The 22,319-nt window shown below is 63.6% G+C and carries 23 protein-coding genes; 12 read left to right on the top strand and 11 right to left on the bottom strand.

Annotated features, from left to right (window positions below):
* Positions 1-10: 10 nt before the first annotated feature.
* The gene (truA, locus tag NYQ83_RS16940) at positions 11-763 is read left to right on the top strand and encodes a tRNA pseudouridine(38-40) synthase TruA (protein ID WP_261216030.1); all 753 of its coding nucleotides are present in this window, start codon (positions 11-13) and stop codon (positions 761-763) included.
* Positions 764-773: 10 nt separating this feature from the next.
* Here truA and NYQ83_RS16935 read toward each other — a convergent pair whose 3' ends face one another.
* Genes NYQ83_RS16935 through dapD form a run of 5 tightly spaced genes read right to left on the bottom strand, consistent with a single transcriptional unit; the run spans position 774 to position 4,116 of the window.
* A complete protein-coding gene (locus NYQ83_RS16935; RefSeq protein WP_261216028.1) occupies positions 774-1,316 on the bottom strand; it encodes a hypothetical protein in 543 nt (180 codons plus the stop codon).
* 44 nt (positions 1,317-1,360) lie between these two features.
* Positions 1,361-2,527 carry a succinyl-diaminopimelate desuccinylase gene (dapE, locus tag NYQ83_RS16930; RefSeq protein WP_261216026.1) on the bottom strand — a complete coding sequence of 389 codons (1,167 nt, stop codon included), beginning with the start codon at positions 2,525-2,527 and terminating at the stop codon, positions 1,361-1,363.
* Positions 2,524-2,862, bottom strand: a complete 339-nt coding sequence (locus NYQ83_RS16925; protein WP_128291971.1) for a DUF805 domain-containing protein — start codon at positions 2,860-2,862, stop codon at positions 2,524-2,526. Before NYQ83_RS16925 ends, dapE begins: the two co-directional genes overlap by 4 nt.
* Before the next feature lie 12 nt (positions 2,863-2,874).
* Positions 2,875-3,240 carry a DUF805 domain-containing protein gene (locus NYQ83_RS16920; protein ID WP_128291970.1) on the bottom strand — a complete coding sequence of 122 codons (366 nt, stop codon included), beginning with the start codon at positions 3,238-3,240 and terminating at the stop codon, positions 2,875-2,877.
* 27 nt (positions 3,241-3,267) lie between these two features.
* Positions 3,268-4,116 carry a 2,3,4,5-tetrahydropyridine-2,6-dicarboxylate N-succinyltransferase gene (gene dapD, locus NYQ83_RS16915; RefSeq protein ID WP_261216023.1) on the bottom strand — a complete coding sequence of 283 codons (849 nt, stop codon included), beginning with the start codon at positions 4,114-4,116 and terminating at the stop codon, positions 3,268-3,270.
* Positions 4,117-4,278: 162 nt separating this feature from the next.
* Between dapD and NYQ83_RS16910 the strand changes: the two genes are divergently transcribed.
* On the top strand, positions 4,279-4,698 hold the full coding sequence (locus NYQ83_RS16910) for an HIT domain-containing protein (protein WP_261216022.1): 420 nt from the start codon (positions 4,279-4,281) through the stop codon (positions 4,696-4,698).
* A gap of 7 nt (positions 4,699-4,705) precedes the next feature.
* Positions 4,706-5,662: an NAD(+) diphosphatase gene (gene nudC, locus NYQ83_RS16905; protein WP_261216020.1), complete on the top strand. Its 957-nt coding sequence runs from the start codon at positions 4,706-4,708 to the stop codon at positions 5,660-5,662.
* A 40-nt stretch (positions 5,663-5,702) separates the two neighbouring features.
* Here the strand turns inward: nudC and NYQ83_RS16900 are convergent, their stop codons facing one another.
* Both NYQ83_RS16900 and NYQ83_RS16895 read right to left on the bottom strand, forming a co-directional pair.
* Complete coding sequence (locus tag NYQ83_RS16900) at positions 5,703-6,593, bottom strand: prephenate dehydratase (RefSeq protein ID WP_261216235.1); 891 nt, start codon at positions 6,591-6,593, stop codon at positions 5,703-5,705.
* A 2-nt stretch (positions 6,594-6,595) separates the two neighbouring features.
* A complete protein-coding gene (locus NYQ83_RS16895) occupies positions 6,596-7,333 on the bottom strand; it encodes a 3-deoxy-manno-octulosonate cytidylyltransferase (protein WP_261216018.1) in 738 nt (245 codons plus the stop codon).
* 159 nt (positions 7,334-7,492) lie between these two features.
* Between NYQ83_RS16895 and NYQ83_RS16890 the strand changes: the two genes are divergently transcribed.
* The 9 genes from NYQ83_RS16890 to NYQ83_RS16850 all read left to right on the top strand — a co-directional run bounded on the left by NYQ83_RS16890 (position 7,493) and on the right by NYQ83_RS16850 (position 18,657).
* The gene (locus NYQ83_RS16890; RefSeq protein ID WP_261216017.1) at positions 7,493-9,013 is read left to right on the top strand and encodes a c-type cytochrome; all 1,521 of its coding nucleotides are present in this window, start codon (positions 7,493-7,495) and stop codon (positions 9,011-9,013) included.
* A gap of 170 nt (positions 9,014-9,183) precedes the next feature.
* The gene (locus tag NYQ83_RS16885) at positions 9,184-11,079 is read left to right on the top strand and encodes an extracellular solute-binding protein (RefSeq protein ID WP_261216016.1); all 1,896 of its coding nucleotides are present in this window, start codon (positions 9,184-9,186) and stop codon (positions 11,077-11,079) included.
* Positions 11,076-12,962 (top strand): extracellular solute-binding protein, encoded by a 1,887-nt coding sequence (locus tag NYQ83_RS16880; protein ID WP_261216015.1) that lies wholly within the window; start codon positions 11,076-11,078, stop codon positions 12,960-12,962. The genes NYQ83_RS16885 and NYQ83_RS16880 overlap by 4 nt, the downstream gene beginning before the upstream one ends.
* 29 nt (positions 12,963-12,991) lie before the next feature.
* The gene (locus NYQ83_RS16875) at positions 12,992-14,125 is read left to right on the top strand and encodes a microcin C ABC transporter permease YejB (RefSeq protein ID WP_261216014.1); all 1,134 of its coding nucleotides are present in this window, start codon (positions 12,992-12,994) and stop codon (positions 14,123-14,125) included.
* Between the two features lie 144 nt (positions 14,126-14,269).
* Positions 14,270-15,385 (top strand): ABC transporter permease, encoded by a 1,116-nt coding sequence (locus tag NYQ83_RS16870; protein WP_128293208.1) that lies wholly within the window; start codon positions 14,270-14,272, stop codon positions 15,383-15,385.
* Positions 15,386-15,432: 47 nt separating this feature from the next.
* Entirely contained in the window at positions 15,433-15,681 is a 249-nt protein-coding gene (locus NYQ83_RS16865) for a type II toxin-antitoxin system VapB family antitoxin (RefSeq protein ID WP_261216013.1), read from the top strand.
* Entirely contained in the window at positions 15,678-16,067 is a 390-nt protein-coding gene (locus tag NYQ83_RS16860; RefSeq protein WP_261216012.1) for a type II toxin-antitoxin system VapC family toxin, read from the top strand. Before NYQ83_RS16865 ends, NYQ83_RS16860 begins: the two co-directional genes overlap by 4 nt.
* A complete protein-coding gene (locus NYQ83_RS16855; RefSeq protein ID WP_261216011.1) occupies positions 16,064-17,695 on the top strand; it encodes an ABC transporter ATP-binding protein in 1,632 nt (543 codons plus the stop codon). The genes NYQ83_RS16860 and NYQ83_RS16855 overlap by 4 nt, the downstream gene beginning before the upstream one ends.
* Positions 17,692-18,657, top strand: a complete 966-nt coding sequence (locus NYQ83_RS16850) for a 2-hydroxyacid dehydrogenase (protein WP_261216010.1) — start codon at positions 17,692-17,694, stop codon at positions 18,655-18,657. Before NYQ83_RS16855 ends, NYQ83_RS16850 begins: the two co-directional genes overlap by 4 nt.
* Here the strand turns inward: NYQ83_RS16850 and NYQ83_RS16845 are convergent.
* From NYQ83_RS16845 to NYQ83_RS16830, 4 genes are read right to left on the bottom strand one after another with little or no spacing between them, the layout of a single operon-like run.
* The gene (locus tag NYQ83_RS16845; RefSeq protein ID WP_261216009.1) at positions 18,624-19,505 is read right to left on the bottom strand and encodes an FkbM family methyltransferase; all 882 of its coding nucleotides are present in this window, start codon (positions 19,503-19,505) and stop codon (positions 18,624-18,626) included. The genes NYQ83_RS16850 and NYQ83_RS16845 overlap by 34 nt on opposite strands.
* 45 nt (positions 19,506-19,550) lie before the next feature.
* Positions 19,551-20,420 (bottom strand): NlpC/P60 family protein, encoded by an 870-nt coding sequence (locus tag NYQ83_RS16840; protein ID WP_261216007.1) that lies wholly within the window; start codon positions 20,418-20,420, stop codon positions 19,551-19,553.
* Positions 20,417-20,764, bottom strand: a complete 348-nt coding sequence (locus tag NYQ83_RS16835; protein ID WP_128291956.1) for a MarR family transcriptional regulator — start codon at positions 20,762-20,764, stop codon at positions 20,417-20,419. Before NYQ83_RS16835 ends, NYQ83_RS16840 begins: the two co-directional genes overlap by 4 nt.
* A gap of 21 nt (positions 20,765-20,785) precedes the next feature.
* The gene (locus NYQ83_RS16830) at positions 20,786-22,141 is read right to left on the bottom strand and encodes a leucyl aminopeptidase family protein (protein WP_261216234.1); all 1,356 of its coding nucleotides are present in this window, start codon (positions 22,139-22,141) and stop codon (positions 20,786-20,788) included.
* Between the last annotated feature and the right edge of the window lie 178 nt (positions 22,142-22,319).

The following is a 22,319-nucleotide window of genomic DNA, read 5'->3' as shown; positions in this document are numbered from 1 at the left end:
GAGCCTCGTTATGCCCCGCTACCGCCTCCTGATCGAATATGACGGCGGCCCTTTCGTCGGCTGGCAACGGCAGACGACGGGCCCTTCCGTGCAGGCGGCGATCGAAGATGCGATCTTTGCCTTCACGGGCGAAGAGATCCGGATCCGGGGCGCCGGCCGCACCGATACGGGCGTGCATGCGCTCGGCCAGGTGGCGCATTGCGACCTGCAAAAAGACTGGCCGGACGACACGGTGCGTGACGCCCTCAACGCGCATCTGCGACCCGCGCCGGTCGCGATCCTCGCGGCAAGGCAAGTACCTGACGATTTGGATGCGCGGTTCTCGGCGGAAAAGCGGCATTATCTCTACCGCATCGTCAACCGGCGCCCGCCACTCGCTTTGGAGCGTGGCCGGGCGTGGCAGGTGCCGGTGCCGCTTGATGCCGATGCCATGCACGAGGCGGCGCAGACGCTCGTCGGGCGGCATGATTTCACCACCTTCCGGGCGGCCGAATGCCAGGCGAAGAGCCCGGTCAAAACCCTCGACCGGATCAGCGTGCGGCGCGAGCTCGATATGGTCGTGATCGAGACCTCCGCGCGCTCTTTCCTGCACAGCCAGGTGCGTTCCTTCGTCGGCACGCTGAAACTCGTCGGCGAGGGCAAATGGCGGGCGCGCGACGTCGCCGAGGCACTCGCCGCATGCGACCGCCGCCGCTGCGGACCCCTGGCACCGCCCGACGGGCTTTATCTGGCGAAGGTCGATTATCCAGAAGAGGACGCCTGAGCGACGCCGGCTACATCACCCCGACGAAAATGCGGTCGAGGCTCACCTCGATCAAAATCCCGATCAAGAGCTGCAGCAGAACGACGGGCACGGCCATCATCACCGGCACGGCGAGAGCGGTGCGGACCACCAGATAGGAAAAGCGCAAGGCGACCACGAAGAGCGCCAGCAGAAGGAAAGAGAGGACCGGAAGCGGCACGAAGCCGGTCGCGTGGAGCGCATGCGGCAACGCGAACATGCCGGCGATCACCACCGCGCTCCAATTGCGCGCCACGATGAAGGGCACATAATGCGTGGCAACCCCGAGCGGGCGGGCAACGAGCGCGAAGAAAATCGGAAATGCGACCCAATCGAGGGCGAGGCCGAAGAGCCGCAGGGAGACGAAGCTGCCGGCCAGAACCGTCACGGCGTGATCGGTCGCCGTCAGCGCAATCCTCTCCGATGAAATCGCAACGAGCGTGAACGGGATGATGAGGATCACCGCACCGAACGAGCGCCAGAACCCCTCCAATGTCAGATCGAGTTCCTGCAGCCCTTCGGCACGGCCGTTCATCACCTTCCATGCGCCGGTGACTTGTTGGATGCAGTAAGAGAAGATCATTTCGTGCGGGCGAAGATGCTGTCCAGGAAGGCTTCGTAGATGCGCGTCAGCTCTTCGAGATCGGCGGCCGGCACCCTCTCATCGGTCTGATGCATGGTGGCGCCGACGAGACCGAGCTCCACGACCGGGCAATAATCCTTGATGAAGCGCGCATCCGATGTTCCGCCGCCTGTCGACAGGCGCGGACGTGAGCCGACGATGGCGGAAACCGCCCCGCTCAAACTGCCGATCAGCGCCTCGTCCCGGGCGAGAAAGGAATCGCTCGGCGGCTGCCCCTCTTCCAGGCTCCATTGGATCTCGCCTTTGGCCGCCTCACTCAGCCGTCTCTCGATCTCGGCGCGCAGGCTCGTCCGCGTCCAGCAATCGTTGAAGCGGCTGTTGAAGCGCGCCCGCGCCTCTCCGGGAATGACGTTCCAGGCGCTGTTGCCGGTCGCGACATCGACGACCTCGAGCGTCGAAGGCTCGAAATGGGCGCTGCCTTCATCGAGAGGCGTCGCCGTCAGCCCCTCGAGCAGCGTCATCAAGCGCATCACCGCATTCTCGGCGAGATGCGGATAGGCGGCGTGGCCCTGCCGCCCGTGCGCCACAATGGTCGCCGAAAAGCTGCCGCGCCGGCCGATCTTGACCTGATCGCCAACCCAGTCTGCAGATGTCGGCTCGCCGACGAGCGCGCCGGAGAAATCGAACCCTCGGCCTTTCGCCCAGTCGAGAAGCTTGGCCGTGCCGTTGATGCCGGGCCCTTCTTCATCGCCCGTGATGAGGAACGAAAAACGGCCGGAAAAACCGCTGCGGCGCGCCTTGAAGCGCGAGAAGGCGGCGACCATCGCCGCGATTGCGCCCTTCATATCGACGGCGCCGCGCCCGTAGACGAGGTTCTCGTCGAGCGCTCCGGAAAACGGCGGATGCCGCCAGGCGGCTTCCTCTCCGGGTGGCACCACATCGACATGACCGGCGAAGGTGAGATGGTAATCGCCTTCACCGATGACGGCGAAGAGGTTCTCCACGTCCGGTGTACCGACCTCGGAGAAGACGGGCCGATCGACAGCGAAACCGAGCGGCTTCAGCGCCGCCTCGAGGACGTCGAGCGCCGGCGCCGCTTCGGGCGTCACCGAAGATGCGCGGATCAAATCGCGGGCGAGCTGGACGGGGTCGATCACAGTCACGGGATGAGACGCGTTTCCGGGGGCGGGCCCCAGCTGTTCGCGCCCTGGTCTCCCTCCAGGAGGCCGAGATCGACGATGGCCCAGATCGGTCCGATGACCGGGATCAGAATGATGAGCGCCCACCAGCCGGAGCGGCCGCGATCGTGAAAACGTTTCACGTGACAGGCGATGCCGGCCAAAAACAGAAAGACGGAAATCAGAAAGGCGATCAGCCCGTCATTGCCGAAAAGCAGCGTCGCGATGAGAGAAATGATGAAGAGGCCGATGACCCCGATCCACCAATCCTTGCGCGCGATGCGCCCTTCGAAGCTCGTATAGAGATATTTCCAGTCCATCCTCGGCCTCCCTCACCTCGGCGGCAGGTTCGGCGCCTCGCCAAACCGGTTCTTTCCGCCGGTGCCCCGCACGACACCGAAGGCGATGGTAGCGAAAATCGACAGAACGGGAACGAGTAGGATCGCCGCAAAGGCGCCCGTCGCGTTGAAATCGTGCAGCCGCTTCACGCCGATGGCGATGGAGCAGACCATTCCGACAATGAGAGCGAAGCTGGCGAGCGTCGGATTGTGGAAGGTCACATCCCCTGTCTGCGGGTGGACATCCGGCTGCAGCAGGAAGGCCAGCACCGCCACCACGCCGAAATTGGCGAGCCAGTAGACCTCGCGGCCAATGCGGCCATCAAAGCGGAAAAAAACCCAAAGCAGGCTGCGCGCCATCTTGCCTCCAAATGCTGGCGGGACGCGTCAGCTGCGCAAGAGCTCGTTGATCGAAGTCTTGGCGCGGGTGCGCTCGTCGACACGCTTGACGATGACGGCGCAATAAAGCTGCGGCCCCCAGTTTTCACCCGGCAGGTTCTTGCTGGGCATCGTGCCCGGCACGACCACAGAATATGGGGGCACTTCGCCGATAAACACCTCACCGGTGTTGCGATCGACGATTTTTGTCGAGGCGCCGAGATAGACCCCCATCGACAAGACCGAGCCCTGGCGCACGATCACACCTTCGGCGACTTCGGCACGCGCACCGATGAAGCAATCATCCTCGATGACGACCGGCCCGGCCTGCAAGGGCTCCAGCACACCGCCGATGCCCGCACCGCCCGAAAGATGCACGTTCTTGCCGATCTGCGCGCAGGAACCGACTGTCGCCCAGGTGTCGATCATCGCCCCCTCGCCGACATAGGCGCCGAGATTGACGAAGGACGGCATCAAAACCGCGCCCGGCGCGATGAAGGCGGAGCGGCGCACCACGCAATGCGGCACGGCTCGAAATCCTGCGCTCTCGAAATCCGAAGCGCCCCAGCCGGCAAACTTCGACGGCACCTTGTCCCACCACACGGCTCCGCCCGGACCGCCCTCGATCACCGACATCGGCGTCAGGCGGAAAGAAAGCAGCACCGCCTTCTTCAGCCATTGATTGACGTGCCAGTTGCCATCAGGTCCCGGCGCGGCCACACGCTCTTCACCGCTATCGAGAAGGTCGAGCGCCGCATCGACGGCATCGCGCACGGGTCCTTGCGTCTCCGGGCTGAGCTCGCCGCGCTTTTCGAAGGCCTCGTCGATGGTCGCCGCGAGTTCGGTGTGATCGGCCATTTTCGTCGTCTTCCCCTGCCGGTGAGTTTCTGCCGGTCTTGCCCATATAAATCCTGCGGTGGCGTAAGCCGGGGCGGGCGCCGCGTCAATTGCCACAGATCCTCCCTTCGCGCCGGCCCTGGCAGGTGTTAGAGCCTCACACAGGCTCTAGGTCACGAGGTCATGTCCGGCTTTTCTCTTCATCCCCGGCTCGCCGCCGATACGTTTCCGCTCACCGAATTCCCTCTCTGCCATGTTCGGTTGATGAACGACGCCACCTATCCATGGCTCATCCTGGTGCCGGCGCGGCCGGAGCTCGCCGAGATCATCGATCTCGATGTCGCGCAGCAAAGCGTTCTGATCAGTGAGATCGACGCGGCGGCGCGGTCCCTCCGGCAGGTGACTGGCTGCGACAAGCTCAATGTCGCCGCCCTCGGCAACGAGGTCCGCCAGCTTCACATCCACGTCATCGCCCGTTTCGTGGGCGACCCCGCCTGGCCGAAGCCCGTCTGGGGCGCGGTCCCTGCAAGGCCTTATGAAATCAAGGCGAAAGACACACTCATCCGCCTCCTGGAAGACGCTTTTGCCGCCGCTTCGGCCTGAACTCGTCATGTCCTCAAGCTTCCTAGATCGCCCTTTCCTCGAGGCGAGCGCCGCAAACGGCTTCGCGGGAAACAATTTCGACCGGCAGAGCGAGCATCGCGCGGAACATGCAGTCGAGATCGCGCTCGGTTCACCCGATGCGCGGATCCACCTCTTTTGCGAAGACCGTGCTCTCGTGAAGATCTCTCCGGAGCCGCAAGCCGCCTTTTCGGTGAACGAGGCCGAGGCCATCGGCTTCAATCCCGCCACCCTCATTCTTCTCGGATTTCTCGGCGCAGAGCCGCGGCTTGCCGCCATGGCGATCCCGCAGGCAGAGTGGCAGGAGCCGCTGCAGGCAATCGATCTTCGCTCCCTCGCGGTCCAGGGCCTTCTGTCGGCGGAAGATCTCGGCGGGCTCGCGCAGGCGCGGTCACTGCTTGCCTGGCATCAGAACCATCGTTTCTGCGCGAGATGCGGGAGCGAGACGGAGATGCGGGCAGGCGGCGTGAAGCGGCACTGCCCGTCCTGTGAGAGAGAGCATTTTCCGCGCACCGATCCGGTCGTCATCATGCTCGTCATCGACCCGGCGCAGAACCATGACGCCTGCCTTCTCGGCCGCCAGTATCGCTTTCAGCCCGGTATGTATTCCGCGCTTGCCGGGTTTCTGGAACCGGGGGAGACGATCGAAGCGGCGGTCAGGCGCGAGATCGCCGAGGAGGCGGGGATCCGGACGGAGCGTGTGCGCTACCATTCCAGCCAGCCCTGGCCTTTCGTCTCCTCGCTGATGATCGGCTGCCATGCGGAGGCTGCGTCCAACGACATCACCCGCGACGAGAGCGAGCTTGAGGATTGCCGCTGGTTCGCCCGCGACGAGGTGCGCCGCATGCTGGCCGGCACGCATCCGGACGGTTTGACGGCGCCGCCCGAAATGGCGATCGCGCACCGCCTCATTGCTGATTGGGCCGATTGGGCGGAGGCGAAATAACGAGCGCCGAGCGGCTCTCGCCTTTCCTCCTCCCGGTCCCTTAAGCCCGGCGCGAAGGCCGGAGCGCGCGGTTGGCTTCCGGCTCGGCCTGATGGGCGCGAAACGGATCGGCCGGATAGACGCCGACCACCCGGAACTCGGCGGAGAAGAATTGCAGCTCTTCGAGAGCAAGCGCCACCATCGGATCGTCCGGGTGGCCCTCGACATCGGCATAGAACTGCGTGGCGAAGAAGGTGCCGCCGAGCTGATAGCTCTCCAGCTTCGTCATGTTCACGCCGTTGGTCGCAAAGCCGCCCAGCGCCTTGTAGAGCGCGGCCGGAACGTTGCGGACGCGGAAGATGAAGGTGGTGACGGCCGGCCCCGCCTCGATCGCCGGCTGCTGCGGCTCGCGCGACAGGATGATGAAGCGTGTGGTGTTGTGCGCCTCATCCTCGATATCCTCGGCCAGAATGTCGAGGCCGTAGACTTCGGCTGCAAGCCGTGTCGCGATCGCCGCGCGGCTCTTGTCGCCGAGGTCCGCCACCTGATGGGCTGAACCCGCTGTGTCGGCAGCCACTTCCGCCCTCAACCCATTGGCGCGCAGGAATTTGCGGCACTGGCCGAGCGCCATGACATGGCTTTGCACTGTCTTCACATCCTCAAGGCGCGCACCTTTGAGGCCGAGAAGCTGGTGGCGGATCGGCAGGAAATATTCGCCGATGATGGAGAGCGTTGAGGACGGCAGGAGATGGTGGATATCCGCGACGCGGCCAGCGACGGAATTCTCGATCGGGATCATGCCGAGATCGGCCTCCCCCGTCTCGATCGCCTGAAAGCAATCCTCGAAGGTCGCGAGCGGCACCGCTTCGGCCGCCGGAAACACATCCTGGCAGGCGATGTGGGAGTTGGCGCCGGGCTCTCCCTGGAAGACGACGCGTCTCGCCTCGGCCATGTTCATTCCGCTTCTCCTGCAAGGATGGCGCGTGCGCGCTCCAGATCCGCCATCGTGTCGACGCCGAGCGGGACGGTTTCGACGATCATGGCGTCGATACGCATGCCGTTTTCGAGTGCCCGCAGCTGCTCAAGCTTTTCGCGACGCTCCAAAATGCCGGGCGGCAATGCGACGAAACGTTGCAGAGCGGCGCGCCGATAGACATAAAGTCCGATGTGATGAAACAGCGGTCCCTCCCCATACGGCGCCGTCGCGCGGGTGAAATAAAGCGCCCGCAGCCGGTCTGGCGCGACCGGCGTGCCGACGACTTTGACGACGTTGGGGTTCGTCCGCTCCCCTTCCTCCGAAATCTCCGCGGTGAGCGTGGTGATCGCCACCTCCGGATCTTCAAGGGGGCGGAGAGCCGCGGCGAGCGTGGCGGGATCGAAGGTCGGCAGATCGCCCTGCATATTGACGACGACATCGTGCCGGCCTTCCGGATCGAATGTCGCGAGCGCTTCGGCGATGCGGTCGGAGCCCGAAGGATGGTCGGCCCGCGTCATGATGGCGATCGCGCCGGCCGCTTCGGCGGCCTCGCCGATGCGCTTCTCGTCGGTCGCCACGACGACCGGACCAAGCCCGGCCTCGCGGCCGCGGTCTACGACATGGGCGATCATCGGACGGCCGGCGATATCGGCGAGCGGTTTTTCAGGCAGCCGCGTGGCGGCAAGCCGTGCCGGGATAACGATGAGCGGATTCATCGAAAATTCATCGAGATACATTGGAAAGGAACTTCGGCGGCGGGCTTATACGCCTGCGATGGAACCGTCAAACCGAGAGCTTCAGCGCTCTCAACCTTGCCTCCCGGGTGTGGTGCGCCCTATTTGCAGCCCGGCCAATAAAGCGGAGTAGAGATTTCAATGCATTCGCCCGCCTGGAACACCTACGCAATGGCGATCCTGGGGACGCTGCTGGTCGCCTTCGGCCTGTCTGTTCTCGGAGATATGCTGTTTGAATCGCCCGAGCTGGACGAGCCCGGCTACGTCATCGCAACTGCCGAAGAGGACAGCGGCAGCGACGCCGCCGCCGAGCCCGCGGGCCCGGAACCTCTGCCGGTTCGCCTTGCCAATGCCGACACGGATGCCGGACAGCGCACCGCCAAGCAATGCGTGGCTTGCCACAACTTCCAGAAGGGCGAAGGCAACAAGATCGGTCCGCTGCTCTGGAACGTCGTCGGACGTCCCGTCGCGTCGGAGGAAGGCTTCAGCTACACCGACGCCATGCAGGAATTCGCCAAGACCGAAGGCGAATGGACGTTTGAGCATCTCGACAATTACCTGACCGACCCGAAGGGTGTGGTGCCGGGAACGGCGATGAATTTCGCCGGCATCAAGGACGACCAGGACCGCGCCAACGTCATCGCGTATCTGCACACGCTTTCCGACGATCCTCTGCCTTTGCCCGAGCCGGAAGCCGCGCCGGCCGAAGGCGGCGATGAAGCCGCCGCGTCTGAAGGCGAAGCTGGAGGAGCGCAGGCCGAGGCAACGCCGGAAGAGACGCCGGCGCCTGCGACCGCAACAGGTGGCGGGACGGCAGCTCCCGAAGGCGAAGTGACGGAAGAAACCGCCCAATCGGCAACCGAACAGGGCGCGTCGGACGTGCCGGGCGGCGATGCCGGCCAAGAGCAGGCTCAAGGTGAGCAGGCCCAGGGTGAGCAATCAGGCCAGCAGGCAGCACCGCAGCCGGAGAACGCGCAACAGGCACCCGACCAGGCACAGCCGGCAAGCCCCGCAACGCCCGGGCCTTCGACGGCTCAGGGCCTCGCTTCGGGAACCACCGACGCCCAGCAGCCGCCGACGGGCAACCAGCCGGCCGCCGCAACGGCGGAAGGCGCGCAGACGGCCAAGGGCGCCGGCGAACAGGCCGCCGAGACCTCGCGCCATCAGGAAAGCCGCGATCTCGATGAGAACGCCGCTCAGCAGCAGGGGCAGGCGCAGCAACAGGCTCAGAACCAGCAGCCGGCCGAGGGTCAGCAGCAGGCCCAGGCGCCTGCCGGGAATCAGGAGCCGCCGAGCCCGACGGTCGCCATGATCGCCGATGCCTCGCCGGAGGCTGGCGAGAAGGTCGCCGCGCAGTGCCGCGCCTGCCATACCTTCGACAAGGGCGGCGCCAACCGGATCGGCCCGAACCTCTGGGAGATCGTCAACCGTCAGGCCGCGACGCATGAAGGCTTCAAGTACACCGATGCGATGAAGAAGCATGCGCAAGAGATCGGGACGTGGACCTACAACCACCTCGACACCTACCTCGCCGATCCGCGCGGCGTGGTGCCGGGAACGAAGATGATCTTCGCCGGCGTGAAGAAGGACGAGGACCGCGCAGCGCTTCTCGCCTATCTGCGCACGCTCTCGGACAATCCAGCGCCGTTGCCCGGGCAATGAGCCCTTGCAGCCGGACAAAATGACCCTGTTGACGCCGCGGCTTTGCCGCGGCGTTCTTTTGTCTGACGAAACAACGGGTTAAATTTTCGTCAGGTCGCGTCTCAGCGGGTGAAACGCGATCCTTCGGCGTTTATCATGATGTTTCGACACAGCGAGAACCGGCCTCTTTCATGACAGCACGCTTCCTCCAGCTTCCCCTCGTCTGCCTGCTCGCGTTCGGCGGCTTTGTGAACGCCCAGGCGCAGGATGCGGACCAGCCGCGCGACGAGAAGACCTGGCGCCATGCGACGTCGCTCATCCATGAGCCGAAATACGGGCCGGATTTCGCCCATTACGATTACGTCAATGTCGATGCGCCGAAGGGCGGTACGCTCAACCAGGTGGCGGTCGGCACCTTCGACAGCCTCAATCCCTTCATCATCCGCGGCACCGTCGCGGCGGGTCTCGGTCTCATCGTCAATGCGCGCGGCGGCATCGGCTACGACAGCCTGATGGAGCCGTCCGAGGAAGAACCGAGCACCAGCTACGCCCTCATCGCCGAGGCGATGAGCTATCCGGACGATTATTCCTCGGCGACCTTCCGGCTCAATCCAAAGGCGCGCTGGCATGACGGCGAGCCGATCACGGCCGAAGACGTGGTCTGGTCCTTCAATACACTCAAAGAGATCAACCCGCAGTACAATCAGTACTACCACAACGTCGTCAAAGCCGAGATCACTGGCGAGCGCGAGGTCACCTTCACCTTCGACCAGAAAGGCAATCGCGAGCTCCCCAACATCATGGGCGATCTCGTCATTGTGCCGAAGCATTGGTGGACGGGCACTGACAAGAACGGCAAGAAACGCGATATCACGCAGCCGACCTTGGAGCCGCCGCTCTCCTCGGGACCCTACCGGATCAAATCCTTCATCCCCGGCCGCAGCGTGGTGTGGGAGCGCGTGCCGGATTATTGGGGTAAAGACCATCCGCTGCGGGTCGGCCGCTACAATTTCGATGAGATCCGCTACGAGTATTTCCGCGATGCCAATGCGGTCTGGGAAGCTTTCACCAAGGGCGGCATCTACGACTTCCGAGCGGAAAACCGCGCCCAGCGCTGGGCTCAGGGCTACGATTTTCCCGCCGCGCAGCGCGGCTATGTCAAGAAGGAAGAGTTTCAGACGACATCGGGCGAGCCGATGCAGGCCTATGTACTCAATACCCGCCGCGACAAGTTCTCCGACCGGCGCGTGCGCCACGCCCTGACGCTCGCCTTCGATTTCGAAAGCCTCAACAAAAACCTCTTCTTCAACCTCTACACCCGCACCGACAGTTATTTCGAAGGCACAGAGCTCGAAGAGACCGGGCTGCCGGAAGGCAAGGAGCTCGAATACCTGGAAAAGGTGCGCGACAAGGTTCCGCCCGAGGTCTTCACCGAAGAGTTCAAACTTCCCGTCTTCGACAGCCGCGAGGCAATGCGCGACCATCTGCGCGAGGCAGTTAAGCTGCTGCGTGAGGCCGGCTGGGAGCAGCGCGATGGCGGTCTCTTCAACAAGGAGACGGGCGAGCGCTTCACCATCCAGTTTCTCGGCAACGATCCGAACGACGAGAAGATATTGTCGCCTTACGCCAACACGCTGCGCCGGCTCGGCATCGACACGTCGATCCGCATCGTCGATGCGGCCCAATACCAGGCGCTGACCGACGATTTCGATTACGACGTCATCGTGGGGTCGTTTCCCCAGTCGCAATCACCCGGCAACGAACAACGCGAGTTCTGGGGCTCCTATGCCGCCGATCAGCGCGGCAGCCGCAATGCGGCCGGGATCAAGAACGAGGCGGTCGACGAGCTCGTCAACGACATCATCTACGCGCCAGATCGCAAGAGCCTCGTCGCGGCGACCCGCGCCCTCGACCGCGTGCTCCTGTGGAACTACTACATGGTGCCGCAGTGGAATCTGCCGAAAATCTGGCTTGCCTACTGGAACAAGTTCGGCATCCCGGACAAGCAGCCCTCTTACGCGGGCGTCGACGTCTACTCCTGGTGGATCGACCCTGAAAAAGAAAAGAAATTGAGGATGGCAGAGTGATTTCGTTCACCCGCCGCGGCGCTCTTCTGGGTGCTGCATCGCTTGCAATCGCGCCGAAGCTGATCGGAACGCCAGAGCTCATTGGATCGGCCCATGCCGCGACGCCCGCTGGCCCCCGACACGGAATGTCGCTCTTCGGCGACCTCAAATACGGCGCCGATTTTGCGCATCTGGACTATGTCAATCCCGATGCACCACGCGGCGGGCGGCTCGTCATGGTGCCGAGCCAAGCCTACTACAATCAGAGCTTCCTCACCTTCAACACGCTCTCATCGTTCGTCATCCGCGGCGACGCGCCGCCACTGATGGAATTCACCTTCGACAGCCTTATGAAATGGGCCTCCGACGAACCGGACGCCTGTTACGGGCTCGTGGCGGAAAGCGTCGAGGTCTCCGACGACGGTCTCACTCTGCATTTCCGTCTTCGTCCGGAAGCCCGTTTCAACGATGGCACGCCGCTCGTCGCCGACGACGTCGTCTATTCGATGAATATCCTGAAGGAGAAGGGCCATCCGGACCTGCTTCTGCCGTTGAAGGAAATGGTGTCCGTCGAGGCGGACGGCGAGCACGATGTCGTCGTCACACTGTCGGGCAAGCATTCTCCCGAACTGAAGCTCGTCATCGCGCAGCTGCCGATCTTCTCGCGCGCCTGGTACCAAGGCCGCGAATTCGATGCGTCGACACTCGACGCGCCTCTCGGTTCCGGCCCCTATGAGGTGGGAGAGCTGCAGCAGGGCCGCTTTATCGAGTATCGGCGGGTGGAAGATTACTGGGCCAAGGATCTCCCCATCAATCGCGGCTTTCATAATTTCGACGTGATGCGGCTCGAATTTTTCCGCGACCGACAGGCAGGATTCGAGGCCTTCAAGAAGGGCGCCGTGACCTTCCGTGAGGAGTTCTCCTCCAAGAGCTGGGCGACCGAGTACGACTTTCCGGCCGTCGTGAGCGGCAAGGTGGCGACGGAATTGATGCCCGACGAAAGGCTTCCCGACTTCCAGGCCTGGTATTTCAACACCCGCCGCGGGAAATTCGCCGACCCGGCCACGCGCCAGGCGATCGGCCTCGCCTTCGATTTCGAATGGCTCAACACCAACCTCTTCTACGATTCCTATCGCCGCACGGCGTCGTGGTTTGAAAAATCCGTCTATGCCGCCGAAGACGAGCCTTCGGAGGCGGAACTTGCGCTCCTTGAACCTTTCCGGGACGAATTGCCGGAGGAGGCCTTCGGGCCCGCGGTGGTGCCGCCGACCTCGGATGGTTCAGGCGTCGATCGCGACAATCTCCGCAAGGCGGACGAGCTTCTCCGGCAGGCCGGCTGGAGCCGCAACGGCGGCCAGCTCATCAACAATCAGGGCGACGTCCTCTCGGTCGAATTCCTTATCCAGAACGACCCGGTGTCTGAACGCGTTCTCGGCAAATTCGTCGATTCGCTCCGCCGGCTTGGCATCGACGCCTCGATCCGCCCGGTCGATTCGGCGCAGTACCAGGCCCGCGCTTCGGAGTTCAATTTCGACGTTCTCGGACTGCGCTTGCGCTCTACCGCCACACCCCTGGAATCGCTGCGCGCATCCTACGGCAGCGCCTCAGCGGATCTGCCCGGTTCGCGCAATTATGCGGGCATTCACCTCAAGGCGGTCGACGCCCTCATCGATCAGGCGCTCGCCGCCAACGACCGCGACACCCACCGTAACATCCTGCGGGCGCTCGACCGGATCTTGCGCGCCCATTATTTTGTCGTGCCGCAATGGTACCAGGATGCGCATCGCGTGGCGCGCTGGGACATGTTCTCTCGCCCCGAGACAAAGCCGGACTACAATTTTCCTTTCGAGACCACCTGGTGGTACGACGAGGAGAAGGCCAAGCGAATCGGCATGGCCGGCTGAGCTGAGACCGACGAGCCGACGGAGACGGATTGGCAGCCTATATCCTGAGACGCCTCTTGCTGATGATCCCGACCATCCTCGGGATCATGGCGATCAGCTTCGTCGTCGTGCAGTTTGCGCCGGGCGGGCCCGTGGAACGGGTGATCGCGCAGATCCAGGGCACCGACGTCTCGGCGACGGCACGCATCGGTGGTTCGAGCGGCGGCGACTTCTCCGCCGCCGGCAACACCAATCAAAGCGGCTCGGATGCCGCCATCACCTCGAAATACCGCGGCGCCCAGGGGCTCGACCCGGAATTCATCCGCCAGCTCGAAAAGCAATTCGGTTTCGACAAACCACCCCTCACCCGCTTCGGGCTGATGCTGTGGAACTATGCCCGCTTCGATTTCGGAGAGAGCTATTTCCGCGACATCTCCGTCATCGACCTCATCAAGGAAAAGCTGCCCGTCTCCATCTCTCTCGGCCTTTGGATGACGCTTTTGTCGTACGCCATTTCCATCCCGCTCGGGATCCGCAAGGCCGTAAGCGACGGCTCGGTGTTCGATGTGTGGACTTCGGCCGTCGTCATCATCGCCTATGCGGTGCCAGGCTTCCTCTTCGCGATTTTTCTGATCGTGTTCTTCGCCGGCGGCTCCTTCTTCGACTGGTTCCCGCTGCGCGGCCTCTGGTCTGAGCAATATGCCCGCATGGGCTTCTGGGAATGGATCACCGATCCGGACGCGCTCGTCGACTATTTCTGGCACCTGGCGCTGCCGCTCATTTCGATGGCGCTTGCAGCCTTCGCCACGACGACGCTCCTCACCAAGAATTCTTTCCTCGACGAGATCCGCAAGCAATATGTGGTGACGGCACGGGCGAAAGGCCTGACGGAACGCCAGGTGCTCTATGGCCATGTCTTCCGCAACGCCATGCTCATCGTTATTTCGGGCTTTCCGGCGGCCTTCGTGTCGGCCTTTTTTGCTGGCTCGCTCCTGATCGAGACGATCTTCTCGCTCGACGGGCTTGGACTCCTCTCCTTCGAGAGCGTCATCAACCGCGATTATCCGGTCGTCTTCGCCACGCTCTATATCTTTTCGCTGATGGGCCTCATCGTGCAGCTCGTCTCCGACCTCACCTACACCTGGATCGATCCTCGGATCGATTTTGAGAGCCGGGAGGTCTGAGCGATGGAGGTCGAGACCGATCCGAAGAAGAAGACGGAGGGGCCGACGACGCCCGCCCCGCCGCATGCACCGGATCCCGGCACGCCCGAAGCGCCCGCGCCCCTGCCGGGGCAAGAGGCAGCGCTCGGCCGCCGGCTCTTCACCATGTCGCCGATCAACAAGCGGCGCTGGGAGAATTTCAAGAAGAACCGCCGTGGCTTCTGGTCCTTGTGGCTCTTCCTTCTCCTCTTCGGCCTGTCGCTGATCGCCGAAGTGCTCGTCAACGACAAGCCGATCGTGCTCTCCTACAAGGGCGAGCTCTATTACCCGATCCTCGTCGATTATCCGGAAGAGACCTTTGGCGGCTTCCTGGCGACGACGGATTACCGGGACCCGTTCATCTCCGACGAGATCAACGCCAATGGCTGGATGATCTGGCCGCCGATTCATTATTCCTATCGCACCGTCAATCGCGATTTCCCGACGGAAGAGCTGCGCGAGGCACTGGGTCGGCCGATCGGCTTTCCGGCGCCTCCGACCTGGCGGATCGCGGGCTCCGTCTGTCCGGGCGACACGGAGCAGCTTGAACGGTTCTGCGACAAGTCGAACTGGAACTGGCTCGGCACCGACGACCAGGGCCGCGATGTCGTCGCCCGCCTCGTCTACGGCTTCCGCATATCCGTGCTCTTTGGGCTCGTGCTCACCGTATTTTCATCGATCGTCGGCGTCGCGGCCGGTGCCGTGCAGGGCTATTTCGGCGGCCGCGTCGATCTCTTCTTCCAGCGCTTTATCGAGATCTGGACGGCGATCCCGGCGCTTTATCTCCTCCTCATCATATCCTCGATCCTGCCGCCGGGATTCTGGGTGCTCCTCGGCATCCTCCTGCTCTTTTCCTGGGTGGCGCTCGTCGGCGTGGTCAGGGCGGAGTTCCTCAGGGCGCGCAATTTCGAATATGTGAAGGCGGCGCGGGCGCTCGGAGTGTCGAACCTGACGATCATGTTCCGGCACCTCCTGCCGAATGCCATGGTGGCGACCTTGACCTTCATGCCGTTCATCCTGAACGGCTCGATCACGACGCTCACCTCGCTCGACTTCCTGGGCTTCGGCATGCCGCCCGGTTCGCCATCGCTCGGCGAACTCCTCGCTCAGGGCAAGGCTAATCTGCAGGCGCCCTGGCTCGGCATTACCGGCTTCATCGTCATCTCGCTGATGCTCTCGCTCTTGATTTTCATCGGCGAGGCGGTGCGCGACGCCTTCGACCCGCGCAAGACTTTTGCCTGAGTCTACGCAAAGGTATATATTTGACTTTCTCTACCCGGAGAGCGGCTATGGGACTGAACATCAAGAGCGACGAGGTTCACCGCCTGGCGCGCCAGCTTGCCCAGCGCACCGGCACGACGATGACCAAGGCGATCGAAGCGGCGCTGCGTGAAAAGATGGTGGCGCTTGATCGCGAGCAGGATGTGCAAGCGACGGTGTCACGCGTGATGACAATCGTGCGCGACCTCGGACCGCCTCCCGCGGGCGCGACGAGCGACCATTCCGACCTCTACGATGCCGAAGGGCTTCCCCATTGATCGTCGATGCCTCCGCGCTGCTAGCAATCCTCTTCGGCGAGCCGGAAGCGGAAGATTTCTCGATCGCCATCGGATCCGCATCCGCCAGGGCCATTTCAGCCGTCAACTACGTCGAGGCGGGAATAAGGGCGGACCGGACCGGCAGTACACGGCATGCCGGCGCGCTCGACGAGATCGTCGACGCCTTTCGGCTCGAGATTGCCAGCGTGACATCCGAACAGGGCATCCTCGCCCGTCAAGCTTACGGATTCTTCGGCAAGGGCCGCCACCCCGCCGGTCTCAATCTTGGCGATTGCTTCGCCTATGCTCTGGCCAAGACCCGCGCAGAACCCCTTCTCTTCAAGGGCAACGATTTCATCCACACAGACATCGAGCCCGCGCTTTGACGACACCCCGCCTCCTTTCGGTCCGTGATCTCTCGGTGGACTTCACGCAGGGCGGGCGCACGACGCATGCGGTGCGCCATGTCTCTTTCGACATTGCGGAGAAGGAGACCGTGGCGCTCGTGGGTGAATCGGGCTCCGGCAAATCGGTGACGGCGCTTTCCGTCTTGCGGCTTCTCACCTATCCGCCGGCGAGCCATCCCTCCGGTGAGATCTTCTTCCGCGACCGCGAACTTCTGAAAGCCGGCGATCGCACCCTTCGGGAGGTGCGCGGCAACAAGATCTCCATGGTCTTCCAGGAGCCGATGTCGTCGCTCAACCCGCTGCACACGGTGGAGCGGCAGGTCGGCGAGGTGCTCGACGTGCACCGCGGTATGAGCGGCAAGGCGGCGCGGGAAAGGGTTCTGGAGCTTCTCCACCAGGTCGGCATCCGCGAGCCGGAAAGCCGTCTCAGATCCTATCCGCATCAGCTCTCAGGCGGCCAGCGCCAGCGCGTGATGATCGCCATGGCGCTCGCCAACGAGCCCGATCTCCTGATCGCCGACGAGCCGACGACGGCGCTCGACGTCACCGTGCAGGCGCAGATCCTGGAGCTTCTCGCCCGCCTGAAGCACGAGCAGAACATGGCGCTCCTCTTCATCACCCACGATCTCGGCATCGTGCGCAAGGTGGCGGACCGGGTCTGCGTCATGACGGATGGCGAGATCGTCGAGCGCGGGCCGACGGAAGAGATTTTCACCAACCCGCAGCACAGCTATACGCGCCATCTTCTCGCCGCCGAACCCAAGGGCTCCGCGCCCGCCACCGATCGTGACGCACCGTTCGTCATGGAAGCCGACGACCTCAAGGTCTGGTTTCCGATCAAGCGCGGCTTCCTGCGTCGCACCGTCGGCCATATCAAGGCCGTCGACGGCATCGACGTCAAAGTGCGCGAAGGCGAGACGCTCGGCGTCGTCGGCGAATCGGGTTCCGGCAAGACGACGCTCGGGCTCGCCCTTCTCAGGCTGATTTCCTCCAACGGCCGCATCGCTTTTCTCGGGCGCGACATCCAGGCGGCACGGTTCAAGGACACGCGTGCACTTCGCGCCGATATGCAAATCGTCTTCCAGGATCCTTATGGCTCGCTGTCGCCGCGCATGATCATTCGCGACATCGTCGGCGAAGGTCTCGCCGTGCACGAACCCGATCTAAAGGCATCGGAGCGCGATCGCCGCGTCGTCAAAGCGCTCGCCGAAGTGGGCATCGATCCGGAGACGCGGTTTCGCTATCCGCATGAATTCTCCGGCGGCCAGCGCCAGCGCATCGCGATTGCCCGCGCCATGGTGCTGGAGCCGAAATTCGTCATGCTCGACGAGCCGACCTCGGCTCTCGACATGAGCGTGCAGGCACAGGTCGTCGACCTCCTGCGCGATCTGCAGAAGCGCCACGACCTCACCTATCTCTTCATCTCGCACGACCTCAAAGTGGTGCGCGCGCTCGCCAACGAAATCATCGTCATGCGCGACGGCAAGGTGGTGGAAGCCGGACCTGCCGCGCAGATCTTCGACCATCCGCAGACCGATTACACAAAAGCGCTGATGGCCGCCGCCTTCGATCTGGAAGTCGCCTACCGGGGAGCCATCAGCACGTGACCACTCTTCTTCTTTCCCTCGCCGATTGGGACCCCCGTCGCTGGCTTGAAAACCTGAAGGCCGCACTTCCCGAAGACGAGGTCGTCGCCACGACGCCAGAGGGCGGCTTTGCCGGCGATCCCGCAACTTTGGAGCGGGTGGAGTATCTTCTTACCTGGAAGCCCCGCCCCGAGCTTTTCGACAGCCTGCCCAATCTCAAGGCCATTCTGTCAGTCGGCGCGGGTGTCGATCATCTCGTCGATCTGCCCAACCTTCCGGATGTGCCGATCGCACGCATCGTCGATCCCGACCTCACCACGCGGATGACAGAATATGTGGTCTGGCAGGTGCTGCATCACGTGCGCCTCGGGCCCGATTATGCCGCGCTGCAGAAGGAAAAGCGCTGGCGACCGCTCGCCCAGCCGCCGGCCGGCAAGGTGACGGTCGGAATCATGGGGCTCGGCGTGCTCGGCACGGCGTCGGCGAAGATGCTCATGCAGCTTGGCTTCCGCGTGGTCGGATGGAGCCGACGTCCGAAGATCGTCGCGGGCGTCACCGCCTTTGCCGGCGAGGGTGAGCGCGATGCCTTTCTGGCGGGAACCGATATCCTCGTCTGCCTCCTGCCCGACACGCCACAGACGCGCGGGATCATCGACGGAGGGCTCATCTCAAGACTGCACAAGGATGGCCCGCTCGGCGGCCCGGTCCTCATCAATGCCGGGCGCGGACAGTCTCAAAACGAGGCGGATATTCTGTCAGCCTTGCGCGATGGCACGCTGCGCGGCGCGAGCCTCGACGTTTTCCGCACGGAGCCCCTGCCAGCCGACAGCCCGATGTGGAGCGCGCCCAATCTCGTGATCACGCCGCATATGGCCTCGATCTCCGATCCGCATGGCTTGTCGCCGCTGATCGCGCGACAGGTGCGCCGCGGCAAAGCCGGCAAGCCGCTTCAGTATGTGGTGGATCGGGACGCCGGATACTGAGGCACGACCGGCGTGAAGGCCATATTGGCGGCGACGATGGTGTTTTCGTCGGTGTGCTCGAGCATCTGAAATCCCATCACCTCCAAGGCACGCTCGACCTTGTCCCAGGCACCGGCGCGTCCATGCGCCGGGTTCATGTCGATGGCGAGAAGCCGCGTCCGCTTCAGGGTGCGCATGGCTCCGGCAAGAATTTCAGGCTCCACGCCTTCCGCATCGATTTTCATAAAGTCGATCGCAGGCAAGGCCGCGACAGCGGGCAGAGCATCGAGCGGCCAGGCTTCGACGGAGGCGAAGGCGCGCTTCTGCTCCGGGCGGCGGATGAGCGAACTCGACGCGCCATCTGGGGCGAGATGCAGTTTCAGAGCTTCGCGCCCTTTCCACATCGCACAGGAGACGAGGCGGACATTGTCGAGCCCCCTGACGTTTTGCGCGAGGCAGGCATAAGCGCGCGGATCCGGCTCGATCGCGATGACCGTCGCACCCGCATCGGCACACAGGATCGTCAACTCACCGACATTGGCACCGATATCGATGACGACATCGCTTTCGCGCGGGAAGTACAGCGTGCCGACAGCATATTTTTCGCCCGTCAGATGCAGCCGCGCCCCGATGCCGCTGCGATAGCGGGGGACGCGGTTGAGGCTTGGCAAAGCGAGGCGGCGCAGGCCGTCATCAATAATAACGCGTTCGGCATCAGGTATGATTTCGACGGGCCGTCCGCGGCCGTGCCGATGAGCCTGGAAGCTCAAATGCCACTGGTAGTACCGGCGCAGCAACGTCTGCGGGCACACCGAAAGAATCGCATTGCCGAATTGCCGAGCAGGCAGATGCATGGAGGAATACGCCACGGAAGTCGCCAATTCTTTGCCGACGAAGGGACACGTTTGATGGCGTCATTGCAAGCGTCGAATTGCGGTGATCTTGAGACCTTTGGCGGCAAAACGCGATCGTGCCGCAACCAGCGGCTCGCTCGCTGAACACATGTGGAAAGCGTTGGCGTGGAGAAGGGTTTCGCCGTCGCGCATAAGACCGACATGGCCCTCCCAGAAGATGAGATCGCCGCGGCGAAGCGGCGGCAGATCATCGCCAATTTCGAGCGCCTCGCCGATCTCGGCCGCCTGCATATCGGCATCTCTCGGCGCTTTCCTGCCGGCCATGTGTAGCGCGATCTGGACGAGGCCCGAGCAGTCAATGCCGACATCCGTTTTGCCGCCCCAGAGATAGGGGACTCCGAGAAAACTCTCTGCCACGGCAGTCCAGTCAGGCTCGCGGGGGGCCTCCACGGGCGACAGATGCTGCATGACGACGGCGCCGGCCGGTTCGACGAGGCCGTATCGGGCGTTCTTGTCCTGCGCCTCCCCCGTCACCGCCACTTCGGCGCCGAGAGGCAACGTCATGAGCGGCGGCAGTTTGATATCGGGGCCCGGAAACAGAAAGGTGCTTCGCGCGGCAACGCGATGGGTGGGTACCGTCACCTCTGCCCGCAGAGACGCGGTCGGCAGCCAGCCGACATAGCCGTCGCCTTCGAGCTGGCCCCAGGCCCAGCCCTCGCCGGTCTCTTCGAAGACGCGGACGATTTCGCCGCAAAGCGCTTGTGTCTCGAGCGCGCCCATCGGGTTCGGCTCGCGTCTCACCGGCGCCGTTCCATCGACCACCTGATAGAGACTGCCCTCGACGAAACGCGGCGCCTCCACGCGTCCCTTGAGACGCACATCCGCGAGATCGCGGCGGAAGGCGTTGCGGCGTGGATCGAGCTTCGTCATCGTGTCACATCCTCGGTCTTGGCAACGACGAGGTCCGCGAAGCGCTCCAGAAAGAGCGCGCCGTCTACCGTTCGCTGCACCAGAACATTGCGCATGTCTTTGGGATCGCGCTTGCGCGTCAGGAGCCCGTGCCGCCCGAGCGTGTCGAGCGCGCGCGTGATGACGGCCTTGGTGACGCCCAGTTTCGCGGCAAGCCCGCGGACCGTATGCGGCGGCGCCTCCAGATAGACGATCAAGAGGACCGTCATCTGGCGCGCCGTCAGATCCGGCTCTTCGGCACGCACCAGCGACAGCGTCACCTCGTGCCACAGACGCAGAGCCTGGCTCGACCGCAGGATCGTCATGAGAGGCCGAATTCGGGCACGTCAGCCCCGGCCGTAACGCTCGGCACAATAGGCGAAGAGCGCCCGGATCCCCTGCGCCTCGCCACCCTTGGGACCGAGCGCCCGCGCTTTCGGTGCCCAGCCGAAAATGTCGAAGTGCAGATAGGACGGGCTTTCGGTCACGAAACGCGACAGAAACAGCGCGGCCGTGGTCGCCCCGGCGAAGCTGTTGCTCGAAATATGGTTCACATCGGCGATTTCGGAGGAGAGCCACGCATCGTAGGGCTTCCACAAGGGCAGCCGCCAGACGGGATCGTGCTCGGCCTTGGAGGCAGCCTGAACGCCCTCCACGACGGCCTCGTCGTCGGTGAAGAAGGGAGCGATATCGGGTCCGACGGCGACACGCGCAGCGCCTGTCAGGGTCGCCATCGAGACGATGAGCTCCGGCTTTTCCTCGTCGGCCAAAGCCAGGGCATCGGCCAGAACCAGCCGTCCCTCCGCATCGGTGTTGCCGATCTCGACCGTCAGGCCCTTACGGCTCGGGAAGACATCGCCAGGGCGGAAGGCGCGACCGGAAATGGAGTTCTCGACGGCCGGGATGAGAACGCGCAAGCGTACCTTGAGACCGGCGAGCATGATCATTCGAGCAAGCCCCAAGACATTAGCCGCTCCGCCCATGTCCTTCTTCATCAGAAGCATCGAGGACGGCGGCTTGATGTCGAGGCCGCCGGTGTCGAATACGACGCCCTTGCCGACGAGCGTCAGCTTGGGATCGGCCTCGTCACCCCATTTCATATCGATCAGGCATGGCGCGCGGTCGCTGCCATGACCGACGGCATGAATGAGCGGATAGTTGCGCGCCAGTTCCTCGCCTTCGGTCAGCGTAAAATCGGCGCCCGTCTCTTCAGCCAGTTGCCGCGCCGCCGATGCAAGCTCAGACGGGCCGAAATCGTTCGCCGGCGTGTTGATGAGATCACGCGTGAGGCTGACGCTCTCCGCCGTCTGCCGCAGCGCTTCGATATCGAAATCATCCGGCAGCACGAGGCGCGGCCGTTCCATGTCCGCGTCGCCGTGATAGCGGGTGAAGCGGTAGCCGCCGAGCGCGAAGCCGAGGGCGGCGAGACGCAATTCGCCCAGCGCACCTTCGAGACGGTAATGTCCCTCCGGAAGCTTTTGCGCGAGCTTGCCGGTGAGAAACGGATTTCTCGCAAGGCCACCACGCCCGGCTCCGAAGAGCACGCGTTCGAGCCCCCCATCCACTCCCGGGAGGAGCGCGATGTCGCCGCTATGGGCGCAAAAGCCGCTGACATCCGCGAACTTGCGGTGTTGATCGCTGAGACCGGCGAGGGCTGCGTCGAGCCCCGCTTCCTCGATGACCGTGACGGGCGTCACGCCCATTTCGGCGCCGACTTCGCCGGCCCTGACGAAAACTGGATGATTGCTCAAGATATCCTCCGATCGGCCCACCCCTAGGCGCGAGCGTCAGCCATTGCAACGAGGACGATCCTTCAAGACGCACGACCTGCCGCATTTAGCGTTAACGAATGCTTAGCCAGTGAGGCCTACATCTTGGCGC

It is taken from the genome of Afifella sp. JA880 (assembly GCF_025379905.1).
In the GTDB taxonomy this organism is placed as follows: Bacteria; Pseudomonadota; Alphaproteobacteria; order Rhizobiales; family Afifellaceae; genus Afifella; species Afifella aestuarii.
This window is presented reverse-complemented; position numbering and strand designations above follow the sequence as displayed.